Source organism: Paenibacillus auburnensis (genome assembly GCF_927798115.1).
In the GTDB taxonomy this organism is placed as follows: Bacteria; Bacillota; Bacilli; order Paenibacillales; family Paenibacillaceae; genus Paenibacillus_AQ; species Paenibacillus_AQ auburnensis.
In genome coordinates this window covers 178,548-192,639 of record NZ_CAKMMG010000003.1, presented here as the reverse complement: position 1 = coordinate 192,639, position 14,092 = coordinate 178,548, and the positions used below count along the sequence as shown (strand labels likewise).

The following is a 14,092-nucleotide window of genomic DNA, read 5'->3' as shown; positions in this document are numbered from 1 at the left end:
CTAAGCAGGACTCCTGACCGCATCCGTTCAGCCGGAAATATCAGTACTGGCTGCCGCAGGATGCTCCATGATGACCTTTCTATATTCCGACGGCGTGTATGAGGTTGCTTTTTTGAATACTTTTGAGAAATATAAAGGATCCTGGTAGCCTACCGAATAGGCCAATGACTGGATGGATAACTGTGTATTTTTCAATAATTCGCAGGCCCGCTGAATCCTGAAGGCAGTCAGATAACCGGAAATGGATATGCCGTTCTCTTCCTTGAATAAGCGAAACAAATAGCTGCGCTCAATGTTCACAAATTCGACTACGTCCAGGACTGATAATGAAGGCTTCCAAAAGTTGATTTCAATGAATTCCCTTGCTGATAAGGCATAATCCTTTTTAAGAAAAGCTGTGTCACTAGGGTAGTGTTCCATGTAATAGGACAACAAAAGATGCAGCCCTGCATCCGAACGCTCCTGTTCGAACGGCTCCATTCCGGCTGTTTTGACCATCTGAAAGAGTGGTCTGAAATCCTGCGGCGATGCCTCCAATACCGGATGATCAGGTGCAATGTGAATCATCGACAGGAGGCGTGAAGCCTTAAGTCCGTTAAATTCAATCCAATAATACTCCCACGGATCCTGCGGATCGGGATAATAGTATACTTCCGTATCAGGAAATATAACGAAACTTTCGCCAGATGTTAATGAAAAAGTTGTATGGCATGTTCTCAAGTAGCCCTTACCGCTTACAATATAGTGCAAGGCAAAAACATCGCGGACACCCGGCCCCCATTTGTGCAAATTTACAGGTTTATAACCGTTTCCTTTACACATCGAACCGTCTCTGAAACCGTAATCCATTGACTTCATAGGCTCCACCTATATCCTTTGCATCAAGTTCATAGAGCTGTATTTGATATATCCCAATTATACCATTATCCCAATTTGTAAACGCTATCCTTGTTTTGAATTCATAGATTGTTTGAGGGGGAATGAAAAAGTATGACAACCGCTAGTAATCACCATTCAGTTACCTATACTAATCCGATAATGCCTGGTTTTTATCCGGACCCGTCAGTATGCCGGGTCGGGGATGACTATTATTTGGTGACATCGACATTTGCCTATTTTCCTGGTGTTCCGATTTTCCAAAGCCGTGATCTTGTGAACTGGAAGCAGATCGGCAATGTGCTTAACCGTCCTTCACAATTGAACTTACAGGGAGCCAGGCACTCCGCGGGGATTTTTGCCCCAACGATACGTTATCATGAAGGTAAGTTCTATATGATCACAACTAATGTAACCCATGGCGGGAATTTCGTTGTGACAGCAACCAATCCTGCCGGGCCGTGGTCTGAACCTTATTTTATTGAAGGAGCCATAGGGATTGACCCTACCATTTTCTTTGATGATGACGGAAGAGCCTATTATTTGGGTACAAGGCCTAACTCAACCGGAGTACGATATGACGGCAACTGGGAAGTATGGATTCAGGAACTGAACCTGGAGACCATGGAGCTTGCAGGTGAGAGCTATGTACTTTGGAAAGGAGCCATGACAGATGTGATTTGGCCGGAAGGGCCGCATCTGTACAAGAAAGATGGTTTCTATTATTTAATGATTGCAGAGGGAGGAACAGGACCGAATCACGCGGTGACCGTTGCACGCAGCCGGGAGCTGACAGAGGGCTATACCGGCAATCCGAACAACCCGATCATTACGCATCGTCATCTGGGCAAGCATTATCCGGTAGTTAATGTAGGGCATGCCGATTTGGTTCAGAGTGAAGACGGTCAATGGTTTATGGTGATGCTCGCTTCACGCCCTTATGGAGGCAGCTATAGTAATTTGGGGCGGGAGACATTCCTTGCTTCAGTGATCTGGGAGGACGGATGGCCTGTAGTCAATGAGGGCCGGGGAATTCTGGAGGAGCAGGGGGTCATGGGATTGACGCCGGTTCCAGTGGAGCCGCAATTGCGCTGTGACCATTTTGACAGTGACAGGCTGGCACTTAAGTGGATGTTCTTAAGAAATCCGAAGGCGGATTTATATTCATTGACAGAACGTAAAGGATACTTGCGTCTAAAGCTAAAACCCCAGACGTTCAAGGATCAGGATAATCTCAGCTTTGTCTGTCTGCGGCAACAGCATTTTGACTATGCAGCAGCGGCTGTGATGGAGTTTGAGGCGCGGAGCATCCATGAATCGGCAGGTTTGGCTGTCATTCAAAATGAAATGTTTCATATCCGGTTCGAGCGCGTGCTGCATGATGACAAGCAAGTCTTACGAGTTGTGACCTGTATCAATGGCCAGGAGACCAACGTTGCGCAGGCCGATGTTGATGCTCAGCGGTTGTACTTAAAGATGGCTGCGAGAGGCCAGGAGTTGAGCTTCTATTACAGTACCGACGGTAATCAATATCATTTGGCTGCAGAACATGTAGATACGAGTAGTTTGAGTACCGAGGTGGCAGGAGGATTTGTAGGCTGCTGCATAGGAATGTATTGCACAAGTAACGGTACAGCCTCTGACAATGTGGCAGATTTTGATTCGTTTGAATATGGCGGATATTAAAGCGAATACCCATCCTATCTAATACAACTGAATATGGAATAAACGAGGAATCTGGAGGGGGATAGAAGCTCTTTAGGTTCCTTTTTTTCTGTCTAAAAGTAAAGGTGAATTCTAAAAGGAAATAATTGTACAAGAGGGAAAGTTGAATTATGCTTGGTAATTAAGAATGGCCTGTACCATTTACGGTCAGGTGAAGATTAGGCAAAGGAGATGTGAACAATGCCGGGGTACGATTTTCCGAGAAATGAAACGAAGAAGCCGGGGTATACGCTGGTCTATGAGGATGATTTTGATTCGGGAAGCCTGAACCGCAGCAAATGGCTCCCATTCTATCTGCCGCAATGGAGCAGCCGTGCCAAGACCCAGGCGAATTACCGGTTCGAGGACAGCCAGCTGATCCTGCAAATTACGGAAGACCAGGAGCCCTGGAGTCCCGAATTCAATGGAGGAATAAAGGTCAGCAATCTCCAGACCGGGGTCTATTCCGGGCCGCTCGGCAGCGAGTATGGCCAGCACCGTTTTTCGGGCAGCTGCCGGGTCCGCGAAGAACAGGCTGAGGAGAGGTTGTTTACTCCTCATTACGGCTATCTGGAGCTTCGGGCGAAGGGGCTATATCATCCCAATAATTTGTGCGCCCTTTGGATGATCGGTTTCGAGGACCGTCCGGAGCGGTCAGCTGAGATCTGCGTGTTTGAGCAGAAAGGCTGGAATGGCGGAGACACGGAGAAGTCGGTCATCGGATTCGGCCTGCATCCTTTTGGGGATCCGGCCATCGAAGAGGAGTTTTTCGAGCGGGAGTTCCCTATCGACGCCAGCCGGTTTCACATTTATGCAGTAGACTGGACAGCGGAGGGGGTCCGTTTTTACATCGATAACGAGCTTATTCATCACTCGAAGCAGTCGCCGGACTATCCCATGCAGCTGATGCTGAACATTTATGAAATTCCGCAGCCGGAGAGCGGGGATAAGCCGGCGCCTGTGTATCCGAGCGAGTTCCGGGTCGATTATGTCCGGTTCTATCAAAGGGATTAGTAAGCAGTGCGAGCCTGCTACTCAGGGATCTCCACAATTTTCGTATTGACGAATTCCGGTACGGATTGACCATTTGCTATCGAGAGCAGGGTGCTGATAATAGCTTCCCCCCAGTGCTGTTCATTCTGGGAAATAATACGGGTGATCTGCCCATTTGCCTGCGATTCCTTTACAGCAGGAGTCAGGCCGAATGCAATGTTGTATCGCTTCAGACCTTTGGCTTTCCAAACCAGAATGGAGCTGGAGCTGGAAACGAAATCGAGGTTAATCAATGCACTGAAATGCGGGTGGGCACTGATCATTTGCTCCAGCTGCCGCATCGCGCCTTCTTCACTGCCATCGTTGTTGCGGATATCCAGTACATCTATTTCGGATTGCTCCTTCAAATAGTCCTGGAGCCCCGCGAGCCGCTGGCTGAGTCCGAACATATGAGGCATGCCGGATTCCACAAGAACCATCCCTTTGCCGTTTAGAAGTCTATTAACCGCCTGCCCTATAATGGTTCCTGTCTCGTAATTGTCTGCACCAATAAAGGCAACCCGCCTGCTGTCGGGAGAATCGGATTCGAAGCAGATAACAGGGATGCCCTTGGAAACGGCCTTGTTGATAACCGGAATTAAGGCCTTGGAATCGACAGGGTCTATGGCAATTCCGTCGACTTCCTGCTTGATCATCATCTCCATGATCCGGATCTGCTGTTCCAGATTGGCTTCATCCGGGGCTTGAACCAGCAATTTGATGTTGTGGCCTGTAGCGGCCGCCTCCGAATTCTCTGTAATGGTCTCATAGGTTGGATTCACCATCGGGTAGATAATGCCAAAGACAAGGGGCGGTTTGTCAAATTCGGCAGAAGGAGAAGGCATAATGTCCATCAATTCCTGCCTGTCGTTTCTGGTGCTATTGCCTTCGCATCCGCTTATAAGAAGCAGAGATGCTAGCAACGGCAGTAAGAAACGCCTTGCATGTCCTGAGCCTGATCTCATAGATTGCTACCGCCTTCCCTGGCCAACCTGCCCTGGTCCTCTGCAAAGCCATGCTTCCGGTATTCTGTAGGGGTCAAGCCGGTGACTTTCTTAAACAGATTGGAGAAATAATGCTGATCGTTGTAGCCTACCTGAAAAGCGATTTCGAACGTTTTGGAGCGGGTCGTTTTTAGCAGCTCTTTCGCTTTGCTGATCCGGGTAAACGTTAAATATTCCGTCATCGTCTGCCCGGTTTCCTGGCTGAAAATCTTACTGAGATGGCTGGAGCTGACGCCAATATGTCTGGAGATTTCGAAGAGGGAGAGCTGGTCATCATCATAATGCTGACGGATGTGCAGCTTGACTTTGTCAATCAGCTCTCCATATTTATCCGAACCTTCCAGCCGCCATTTCCATAATTGCTCCAGCAGTGTAAGCAGGTAATCCTGGCACTCCTCGAAACTTGCGATGTTGCGGATCTGCTGCTGCAGATCTTTCATTAAATCCTCCGTATTTCCGCCCGTCTGAAAGCTTCTCTTGGCCGTAAGAACCAATTCAAGCGTAAGATCGTTGATTAAGTAATAGGCGTACATGGATTCCCAGTTTAAGCTGCTCATCTCTGCAGTAAACTGCCTGATAAAGTCGGGTGCTTCTTTTGAAGAGCCGAGCTTCAGGAAATCAACCAGCCGGTTCCGGTCAGGGAGCACTCTGTTTGTTAAAGAATCAAAGGAGGACTCCCACAGAGCAGCTTTATTTTGCTTAGATATCTTCTTCCAGGTTTTCTCTTCCTCAGCTTCCAGATAGGAAATATGGATTCCCTGCAACCGGTCCTGAACATTGCCAAGAGAGAGGGACAGATCACAGTTAAATGCAGCCTTTAGCTTAATTTGCAAGCTTTCTGTAAAGGCTTTCATCTTGCTGGAAAGTTCTTCTCGCAGGCTTCCCTTCAGAATCACTACAGTTTCTGTACGGCTTCGTTTATACATGAAAATATCCTGAAGCTCACCCAGCCGTTCGTCTAACAGTTGTTGGGCAGACCGGTATGCTTCGTGGCCGATTTCTGTATCCTGCGGATCGGAAGGGGACAATGATAAAATGGCAACCGCATAATAGGAAGTGGTAAGCTGCAGTTCTAACTGATCTGCCGCCTCAATAGCGGCTGCGGTGCCGATGAGCCCGCCGCACAGATCGGCAAACAGCTTTTCAGGAGTGTAGGCATATCGTCTTTTCAAGCGCTGTTCTTCATCTATTCTGACACTTACTGCATGTAACAGCTGGATAAGATCCGCAGCGCTGAACGGCTTCAGGCAGTAATCCTCCACACCGAGCCGCAGTGCGGTCTGTGCATACTGGAAATCGTTGTGTCCGCTTAGGATGATAATTTTGATCTGCGGGAGCCGCTGGCGGACGACGGAACTGAGCTCGAGCCCGTCCATAAAGGGCATTTTGATATCGGTAATGAGAATATCTGGAAGCTGCTGTTCAATCAGCGGCAGAGCCAATTCGCCGTCAGGGGCGTCTCCGCAATAAATGAAACCCTCCTTCTCCCAATCGACACACTCCCGTATACTTTCACGAATCAGAATTTCATCATCGACCAGCATTACCTTCTTCATGTCAAGCCCCCTTGTTCTTGGGTATGCGGACGGAGATTGTTGTCCATTCCCCGGCAGTGCTGTCCAGCTGGAGTCCATATTCTTCTCCGAAATATAGGCGCAGACGCTGATGCACATTCAGCAGCCCGAAACCGCCTTCCGTAAGATCGCTTTCTTCTACCTGGGCGGGCTGATTCAATTGGTTCCTTAGATGCGCCAGCCGCTCGGCGGAGATGCCGATGCCGTTATCCGTAACGGTGAGTACGACCGATGAATGGCCTTCCGCATAACCGCTGACCGTAATCAGTCCTTTACCGCGTTTATTCTTGATTCCATGATAGATTGCATTCTCAATCAGCGGCTGCAGGGTCATATTGAGAATCGGATACTCTTGAAGCTCTGGTTCCACCTGAATCTGATACTCGAGAATATCCCGGTACCGCATCTGCTGGATAGTCAGATAGCTCTGGGCATGTGCCAGTTCTGTACGGATCATGACCCAATCCCGTCCTTTATTCAGACTGAGCCGAAAAAACTGGGATAGCGCTTTGACCAAATGGATGACACTATCATTCTTGTTCGCTTCAGCCAACCAGACGATGGAATCCAGTGTATTGTACAGAAAATGGGGATTAATCTGTGCCTGAAGCGTACGCAGCTCCGCCTTTTGCAGCAGTTTCTGCTCCCTAATGCTTTGCTCCAGCAGCCCCTTTATTTTTTCAACCATGATATTAAAGCTTTGACCTAAATCAGCAATTTCATCATTGCCCGAAGGTTTGACTTTAGCCTCCAGATAGCCGCTTGCAGTCAGTCTCATTTTATGCTGAAGAAGCTGGATAGGCTGGGTGAGCTTGCGGGTCAAAAAGAAATGAATGATGATGACGAATACAATGCTGAGCACCACACTGACAATGATCAGCTGCCGGATCCGGTTAGCCTCAGAGACTACTTCTTGAAGCGGTGCAAGACCCACTACCTTCCAGCCTGTAGTGAGCGAAGGGGTGTAAACAACAAACCATGGCTGTCCCTTCGTATTTAATACAAAGCTGTTGCGGCTGGACCATTCTGGAGTGGAAAAGTTTGTTGAGGTAAGAATATTCAAATCCTGCCTGCCGGCTGACGGCACATAGATAGGATGATTCTCCTGGTCCAGGATGCAGAAGAACCCTGTCTTGCCGATACTGACGTTTTCGCCAAATTCCTTAAAGAAGGAATCGTCCAAGTCAATAATGATGAAGCCAATGACTTCATGGGTAATCCGCTGCTTCACAGCCGCAATTATAGAAATAACGCCCTGGTCCGGGTAAGTAAAACCATCAACACGGTCAAATCCGGATGTCATGGCGGGAGGGACTCTAAGCACCGAATCCGGATACTGGGTGAGAAGCTGGAAATGCGGATTGCGCAGCGGATTGATATTGGACTGGAAGACTCCTTTTCGTTCACTAATGCCTTTGCCATACAGATTAATAAAACTGATATTCATAACATCTTCATATTTGTAGGTGTCCCTATATAGTGCAAAAGTCTGCAAAATCTCCTTGGCTTCCTGATAGGTTTCCGACTGCGAGAACAGGAAGTGGATGACCTGCGGGTTCTTGCTCAATTCCAGCAGCCGCTCTGTGTCTGTAAACAGATTATCAATATTTCGTCCAAGCGTATCTGCCTGCAGCATACTTGCCGCTTTACTGTGGCTGGAGATCGAAGTGTAGGATTTCTGGTAGGCAACAAGTCCAACCGCAATCAGCGGAATGGTGGTCAGTATGATGAACAAGACCAGCAATTTTGCCCTCAAGCTGGAGGAGATCAAACGTATCATCCTCATCGGTAATATCCCCTCAGTGTAAGATTCACATGGTTTCAAACCTTAGTGTATAACAAATGCCACCCTCTTGGGAGTAGTAAAGAAAGCGCAATCAAAATCTACACATTCCAAACAAAAATATACACCAAATTTAAGATGAATCCATAAAAACATAAAAAAAGAAAACAAATGGCAAAGCGAACCTGTATCTTGCCATTTTGAAAGCGGTTTATACTGGGGCCAACACCAAATGATGGTGAATGACAAAGGGGAGGAAATAAATTACATGAAGAGAATCGGGAAAATGGGAGCGGTTCTTGCGCTTACCCTATCTATGGTAATGCTCGGGGCGTGCGGCAATAACAACGGGGGAAATCAGGCGAATTCCGGTAACCAGGCAACTAAAGCTCCAGCAGCAAATACCGGCAATACGAAGGAAGCCAAAGATATCACGCTCGGATTCTCACAGGTTGGAGCGGAAAGCGGCTGGCGTAGCGCAAACACCAAGTCCATTCAGGATTCTGCCAAAGAAGCGGGTTATACCCTGAAATTCTCGGATGCGCAGCAGAAGCAAGAAAACCAGATTAAGGCGATCCGCTCTTTCATACAGCAAAAGGTAGATGTAATTGCATTTTCACCGGTCGTAGAGTCCGGGTGGGATACCGTACTTAAGGAAGCGAAGGATGCGGGAATTCCGGTAGTCCTGACCGACCGTGCAGTAGATTCCAAGGATACTTCTCTGTACGTAACTTTCCTCGGTTCTGACTTCGTGGAAGAAGGACGAAAGGCGGGTCAGTGGCTGTCTGAGAAGTATAAGGATACCACAGAGGATATCAACATTGTTGAATTGCAGGGAACTACAGGCTCTGCTCCGGCCAATGACCGGATGGCTGGTTTTGCCGAAGTGATTGCTAGCAATCCGCATCTCAAAGTCATTGCTTCACAGACCGGCGATTTCACACGGGCTAAGGGCAAAGAGGTTATGCAGGCTTTCTTAAAAGCCAATAAGGACATTGATGTTCTATATGCCCATAACGATGATATGGCACTCGGCGCGATTCAGGCGATTGAAGCAGCAGGGCTGAAACCGGGCCAGGATATTACGATTATCTCCGTCGATGCTGTCAAGGACGGAATGCAGGCGGCAAGTGAAGGTAAAATCAACTTTATCGTGGAGTGCAATCCCATGCTCGGACCCCAGCTGATGGACATTGTGCAGAATGTGGTAGATGGCAAGCCGGTAGAAGCGCGGATTGTGACGAAGGAATCGACGTTCACTTCAGAGCAGGCGAAGGAAGCTTTGCCAAGCCGGCCATATTAATCAGGCAAATTGATTTGCATAGTGCCACTCCGCCGGCTTCTGAAGCAGCTGACGGAGTGGTTTCTATGGACAAAGAGGAGTGGATGACGAAATGAGCACTCAGAAGCCCATACTGCAGATGAAGCAGATTCACAAGCGGTTTCCAGGTGTCAAAGCACTTAGTAATGTGAATCTCCGTCTGTTTCCAGGTGAGGTTCATGCATTGATGGGTGAGAATGGCGCTGGCAAGTCGACGCTGATCAAGGTGCTGACCGGTGTGTATTCGATAGATGAGGGCAGCGTGGAAATGGAGGAGGCACCTATTTCGGTGCAGAGTCCGCTGGAGTCGCAGGCTGCGGGAATCAGCACCGTATATCAGGAAGTGAACCTATGCCCTAATCTGACAGTTGCAGAGAACATATTTATCGGAAGAGAACCGAGAAAATTCGGGAGAATTCTATGGAAGGAAATGAATAAGCGCGCTCAGGAAATCCTCAGCGAACGCCTGAATCTGCAGATTGATGTCACGGAGCCGCTCTATATGTATTCTGTTGCGGTGCAGCAGCTGGTGGCGATTGCCAGAGCGCTCAATATTTCGGCCAAGGTGCTGATTCTTGACGAACCGACTTCAAGTCTTGACAAGAATGAGGTGCAGCAGCTCTTCCGGATCATGGAGAAGCTGAAACAGGATGGGCTGGCGATTCTATTTGTCACTCATTTTTTGGATCAGATGTATGAGATCTCTGATCGCGTAACCATTCTGCGGAACGGTGAGTTTGTCGGCGAGTACATGGCCAAGGATCTGCCGCGGCTGGATCTTGTGCTCAAAATGATTGGCAAGGAGCTTAACTTACTGGAGGAATTGCCTAGTCTGGCTGAAGAGTATAAGGATTCTCTTGGTGAAGAATTGGTCAAAGCGGATGGTCTGGGGCGCAAGGGAGCCATTGAACCCTTCGATCTGTCCATCCATAAAGGAGAAGTAGTGGGACTTGCCGGTCTGCTCGGATCAGGCCGGACAGAGGCGGCCCGCCTGTTCTTCGGTGCCGACAAGCCGGACTCCGGTAAACTGATATTCTCTGGAAGAAGCGAAGGTGTCCATACTCCCCGTGAGGCGATCGGGCGCCGGATTGCATTCTGCTCAGAGAACCGTAAAACAGAGGGAATTATCGGCGATTTGACCGTCAGGGAGAATATTATCTTGGCCCTTCAGGCCAAACAAGGTGTATTCCGCACCATTTCCCGCAAACAGCAGGAAGAGTATGCGGATGAATATATCCGCATGCTGAACATCAATCCTCCGAGTCCCGACCATCTGATTAAGAACCTGAGTGGAGGGAACCAGCAAAAGGTGCTGCTGGCCAGATGGCTGCTGACTTCACCACAGCTGTTCATCCTTGATGAACCTACCCGGGGAATTGACATTGGAGCTAAAGCGGAGATTCAGAAGCTGGTACTGTCGCTGTCACGACAAGGCATGTCGTTTCTGTTCATTTCCTCCGAACTGGAGGAGGTGCTGCGCGTAAGCGGCCGGATTGCCATATTACGTGACCGCCATAAGGTTAAGGAAATCTCAGGCAAAGATATGAGCCAGCATCAAATTATGCAGGCAATTGCGGGGGGCTGAAACGGGAATGGGAAAACTATACAAGCATCATCTATTCTGGCCGCTTTGTATCCTGGCTGCATTGCTGCTGTTCAATCTGTTCTATTCGCCGGATTTCTTTTCAATCACAATGCATGATGGACATCTATACGGCAGTCTGATAGATATTCTTAATTTCGGTGCCCCGCTGATACTGGTGGCCATCGGGATGACACTTGTCGTGGCTACCAAAGGCATCGACCTGTCGGTAGGTTCTATCGTCGCCATCTCAGGTGCACTTGCCTGCCTGACAATCAGTAAAGGCACAGACCAGAATGCGCTCGGACTGATTGTAATTTCAATTTTGCTTGCCGTCGGACTGTCGGTCCTCCTCGGGGCGTGGAACGGTCTGCTGGTCTCGGTAGCCGGAATTCAGCCGATTATCGCTACACTGATTCTAATGGTTGCCGGACGCGGAATCGCCCAGTTAGTGACCGGAGGGCAGATTATAACAGTTAGCAGCAGCAAATACTCCTACATTGGCTCGGGGGCGCTGGCCACACTGCCGTTTTCTATTTTTGTAGTAGTCCTGATGCTGATTGTCGCCTTGCTGCTTACCCGCAAAACATCACTGGGCTTGTTCATTGAGTCGGTCGGATGCAATCCGACGGCAAGCCTTATGGCGGGTATCCGGGCAAATTGGGTCATTCTATCGGTCTATGTATTCTGCGGGGTGTGCGCAGGGATTGCCGGACTGATACTCAGCTCCAATGTCTCGAGTGCCGATGGTAACAATGCGGGGCTATGGTATGAGCTTGATGCGATCCTGGCCGTCGTGATTGGAGGAACCTCCCTGAACGGTGGACGTTTCTATCTTACAGGAACGGTAATTGGTGCGCTGATTATCCAGACACTGACTACTACGATCTATATGATCGGTGTACCACCGGAAATCACGCTTGTTGTTAAATCGTTTGTTGTTCTTGCTGTCTGCCTGATTCAGTCTGACAGTTTCCGGGCCGCTATTTTCTACCGCTGGAAGACGCGCCATTATCCCGGAGAAAAGGAGAGTATCCGTCATGTCTCTTAACCGCAAATATATACCTATTGTTGTAACGATTCTATTATTCCTTCTGATGTTCACCGCGGGCTCCTTCCGGTATACCGGCTTCTTCTCGCTACAGGTATTGATGAACCTGCTTATAGACAATGCGTTTCTGCTTATTACAGCCGTTGGAATGTCGTTTGTCATTCTATCGGGCGGGATCGATCTGTCTGTCGGGTCTATTATCGCACTCTCCACCATGGTTTCTGCCAGCCTAGTACAGCAGCATGGCTGGTCGCCCGCGGTTGTTATACCACTGGTACTGCTGATGGGGGCTGCATTTGGATGCGGGATGGGCGCCATTATTCATTATTTCAAAATTCAGCCGTTCATCGTGACGTTGGCAGGGATGTTTATGGCCAGAGGGCTATGTTATGTGATTAGTATTGATACAATAACGATCGATAATCCGTTCTACACCTCTGTAGCACAGACCAAAATTGCATTGCCGGGCGGAAGCTTCATCTCGATCAGTGCCATTATCGCCTTAATCATTGCAGCTTTAGCGATCTTCATCGCCCACTATACCCGTTTCGGACGCAATGTATATGCGCTGGGAGGCAGTGAGCAATCCTCGCTGCTGATGGGACTTCCTGTAGCACGCACTAAAGTTTTAGTTTATACTTTAAGCGGATTATGTTCTGCACTTGCTGGCATTGTGTTTACTTTTTATATGCTGTCAGGATATGGGCTTCATGCGGTAGGCTTTGAGCTTGATACGATTGCCGCCGTAGTTATTGGAGGCACGCTGCTCACCGGCGGTGTAGGATATGTACTTGGAACCTTTTTCGGGGTACTCATTCAAGGTGTAATTCAAACGATCATCAGTTTTGAAGGTACATTGAGTTCCTGGTGGACCAAAATTGTCATCGGCCTGCTGCTGTTCGTATTCATCCTTCTGCAGCGGGTATTAAGCGCGAACCGTTCTTCACTGAAACAATAACAGGGAATATATGCATTGGGAGACGGTTCGTCTGTTTCCCAATGTTTTGTTATGTTATATGAAATCGCTACCACACAGGAGGGTCATCCATGAAACTGGTAAAATGGTGTCTGATTTTGGGGTTGCTGCTCATGTCCGGCTGCTCCATAAGCAGTGGGGAGCATTCCCTGCCTACAGCTCCTCCGCCCGTTTCCCCTTTAATTACTGGTTACGAACCTCCTGGCGAGCCGAATCCCATGAAGCCTATTATCCTGGGATTCTCCCAGCTTGGCTCAGAGAGTACTTGGAGGGAGGCAAATACGGCCTCTATCAAGGAGGCGGCCGCAGAAGCTGGAATAACGCTGCTTATGACGAATGCTGAACAGGATCAGAACAAACAGTTTGAGGCGATCCGCTCTTTCATCCGCAGGGATGTGGATATGATTGCTATTGCACCTGTAGTGCAGACGGGCTGGGAGGCTATTCTTGAGGAAACCAGGGAGGCCGGTATACCGGTCATTATCTTGGACCGGTCTGTGAACGTGGAGGACAGCTCGCTCTACATTACTTTTATCGGATCCGACTTTTATGAAGAAGGTGTGAAGGCAGCCAAATATATGATGGATCGAATGCGCCATCACTCCGGTATCATTCAAATCGCTGAGCTGCAGGGAACCGTGGGATCCACCCCTTCTATCGACCGTGGATTAGGTTTCCGGAAGACCATTGAAGCAAATGGTAATTATCAAATCACTCAGACGAAACCGGCAGACTTTACTCAGAAACGTGGCCGGGAGGTCATGAGGGAGTTTTTGCAGCAGCCTAAAGAGAAGTGGCCTCAGGTGCTGTTCTCCCACAATGATGATATGGCAATAGGTGCAGTAGAGGCGATCAAGGAGGCTGGGTTGAAGCCGGGCAGCGATATCATCATCATTTCTGTAGACGGCACCCGGCGCGCATTCGAGCAGATGGTTGACGGGAATATTAATGCGGTTGTGGAGTGTAATCCGCTGCTTGGCCCTCTGCTGATGCAGGCTGTAAAAGAAATCATGGCCGGGAGAACCCTACCCAAAAGGATGGTCACCCCCGAGGATATTTTCACTCAGGAACTGGCTGCTAAAGAAGTGGAGTACCGTAAATATTAGGAAGAGCCGGATGCTGGAGCCGTACAGCGCTGCATGCTTTTTTAAACCTAAATATGATAGTATATTTGTTGTAAGAAGAATCT

The 14,092-nt window shown here is 48.7% G+C and carries 11 protein-coding genes; 7 read left to right on the top strand and 4 right to left on the bottom strand.

Annotated elements, in window-relative coordinates:
• Nucleotides 1-27: 27 nt before the first annotated feature.
• Complete coding sequence (locus L6H70_RS14885) at nucleotides 28-858, bottom strand: AraC family transcriptional regulator (RefSeq protein WP_236334391.1); 831 nt, start codon at nucleotides 856-858, stop codon at nucleotides 28-30.
• Between the two features lie 132 nt (nucleotides 859-990).
• Between L6H70_RS14885 and L6H70_RS14880 the strand changes: the two genes are divergently transcribed.
• Together L6H70_RS14880 and L6H70_RS14875 are read left to right on the top strand one after the other, a co-directional pair.
• A complete protein-coding gene (locus L6H70_RS14880) occupies nucleotides 991-2,562 on the top strand; it encodes a glycoside hydrolase family 43 protein (RefSeq protein ID WP_236334388.1) in 1,572 nt (523 codons plus the stop codon).
• A gap of 219 nt (nucleotides 2,563-2,781) precedes the next feature.
• Nucleotides 2,782-3,594 carry a glycoside hydrolase family 16 protein gene (locus L6H70_RS14875; protein ID WP_236334386.1) on the top strand — a complete coding sequence of 271 codons (813 nt, stop codon included), beginning with the start codon at nucleotides 2,782-2,784 and terminating at the stop codon, nucleotides 3,592-3,594.
• A gap of 17 nt (nucleotides 3,595-3,611) precedes the next feature.
• On the opposite strand, the gene L6H70_RS14870 is transcribed toward L6H70_RS14875, so the two are convergent.
• From L6H70_RS14870 to L6H70_RS14860, 3 genes are all read right to left on the bottom strand, one after another.
• A complete protein-coding gene (locus L6H70_RS14870; protein WP_236334384.1) occupies nucleotides 3,612-4,466 on the bottom strand; it encodes a sugar ABC transporter substrate-binding protein in 855 nt (284 codons plus the stop codon).
• Nucleotides 4,467-4,573: 107 nt separating this feature from the next.
• Nucleotides 4,574-6,172 carry a response regulator gene (locus L6H70_RS14865; RefSeq protein ID WP_236334383.1) on the bottom strand — a complete coding sequence of 533 codons (1,599 nt, stop codon included), beginning with the start codon at nucleotides 6,170-6,172 and terminating at the stop codon, nucleotides 4,574-4,576.
• 1 nt (nucleotide 6,173) lies between these two features.
• A complete protein-coding gene (locus L6H70_RS14860; RefSeq protein WP_236334381.1) occupies nucleotides 6,174-7,976 on the bottom strand; it encodes a cache domain-containing sensor histidine kinase in 1,803 nt (600 codons plus the stop codon).
• A 265-nt stretch (nucleotides 7,977-8,241) separates the two neighbouring features.
• Between L6H70_RS14860 and L6H70_RS14855 the strand changes: the two genes are divergently transcribed.
• From L6H70_RS14855 to L6H70_RS14835, 5 genes are all read left to right on the top strand, one after another.
• Nucleotides 8,242-9,276 carry an ABC transporter substrate-binding protein gene (locus tag L6H70_RS14855; RefSeq protein ID WP_236334379.1) on the top strand — a complete coding sequence of 345 codons (1,035 nt, stop codon included), beginning with the start codon at nucleotides 8,242-8,244 and terminating at the stop codon, nucleotides 9,274-9,276.
• Nucleotides 9,277-9,367: 91 nt separating this feature from the next.
• On the top strand, nucleotides 9,368-10,879 hold the full coding sequence (locus L6H70_RS14850; RefSeq protein WP_236334377.1) for a sugar ABC transporter ATP-binding protein: 1,512 nt from the start codon (nucleotides 9,368-9,370) through the stop codon (nucleotides 10,877-10,879).
• A gap of 7 nt (nucleotides 10,880-10,886) precedes the next feature.
• On the top strand, nucleotides 10,887-11,927 hold the full coding sequence (locus L6H70_RS14845; protein ID WP_236334375.1) for an ABC transporter permease: 1,041 nt from the start codon (nucleotides 10,887-10,889) through the stop codon (nucleotides 11,925-11,927).
• Nucleotides 11,917-12,885: a galactofuranose ABC transporter, permease protein YjfF gene (yjfF, locus tag L6H70_RS14840; RefSeq protein ID WP_236334373.1), complete on the top strand. Its 969-nt coding sequence runs from the start codon at nucleotides 11,917-11,919 to the stop codon at nucleotides 12,883-12,885. Before L6H70_RS14845 ends, yjfF begins: the two co-directional genes overlap by 11 nt.
• Nucleotides 12,886-12,974: 89 nt before the next feature.
• Complete coding sequence (locus tag L6H70_RS14835) at nucleotides 12,975-14,009, top strand: ABC transporter substrate-binding protein (protein WP_236334371.1); 1,035 nt, start codon at nucleotides 12,975-12,977, stop codon at nucleotides 14,007-14,009.
• Nucleotides 14,010-14,092: the final 83 nt, after the last annotated feature.

Coding starts and splice junctions, on each gene's coding strand:
- L6H70_RS14885 (WP_236334391.1), bottom strand. CDS start 858: ATGAAGTCAATGGATTACGGTTTCAGAGACGGTTCGATGTGTAAAGGA.
- L6H70_RS14880 (WP_236334388.1), top strand. CDS start 991: ATGACAACCGCTAGTAATCACCATTCAGTTACCTATACTAATCCGATA.
- L6H70_RS14875 (WP_236334386.1), top strand. CDS start 2,782: ATGCCGGGGTACGATTTTCCGAGAAATGAAACGAAGAAGCCGGGGTAT.
- L6H70_RS14870 (WP_236334384.1), bottom strand. CDS start 4,466: ATGGACATTATGCCTTCTCCTTCTGCCGAATTTGACAAACCGCCCCTT.
- L6H70_RS14865 (WP_236334383.1), bottom strand. CDS start 6,172: ATGAAGAAGGTAATGCTGGTCGATGATGAAATTCTGATTCGTGAAAGT.
- L6H70_RS14860 (WP_236334381.1), bottom strand. CDS start 7,976: ATGAGGATGATACGTTTGATCTCCTCCAGCTTGAGGGCAAAATTGCTG.
- L6H70_RS14855 (WP_236334379.1), top strand. CDS start 8,242: ATGAAGAGAATCGGGAAAATGGGAGCGGTTCTTGCGCTTACCCTATCT.
- L6H70_RS14850 (WP_236334377.1), top strand. CDS start 9,368: ATGAGCACTCAGAAGCCCATACTGCAGATGAAGCAGATTCACAAGCGG.
- L6H70_RS14845 (WP_236334375.1), top strand. CDS start 10,887: ATGGGAAAACTATACAAGCATCATCTATTCTGGCCGCTTTGTATCCTG.
- yjfF (WP_236334373.1), top strand. CDS start 11,917: ATGTCTCTTAACCGCAAATATATACCTATTGTTGTAACGATTCTATTA.
- L6H70_RS14835 (WP_236334371.1), top strand. CDS start 12,975: ATGAAACTGGTAAAATGGTGTCTGATTTTGGGGTTGCTGCTCATGTCC.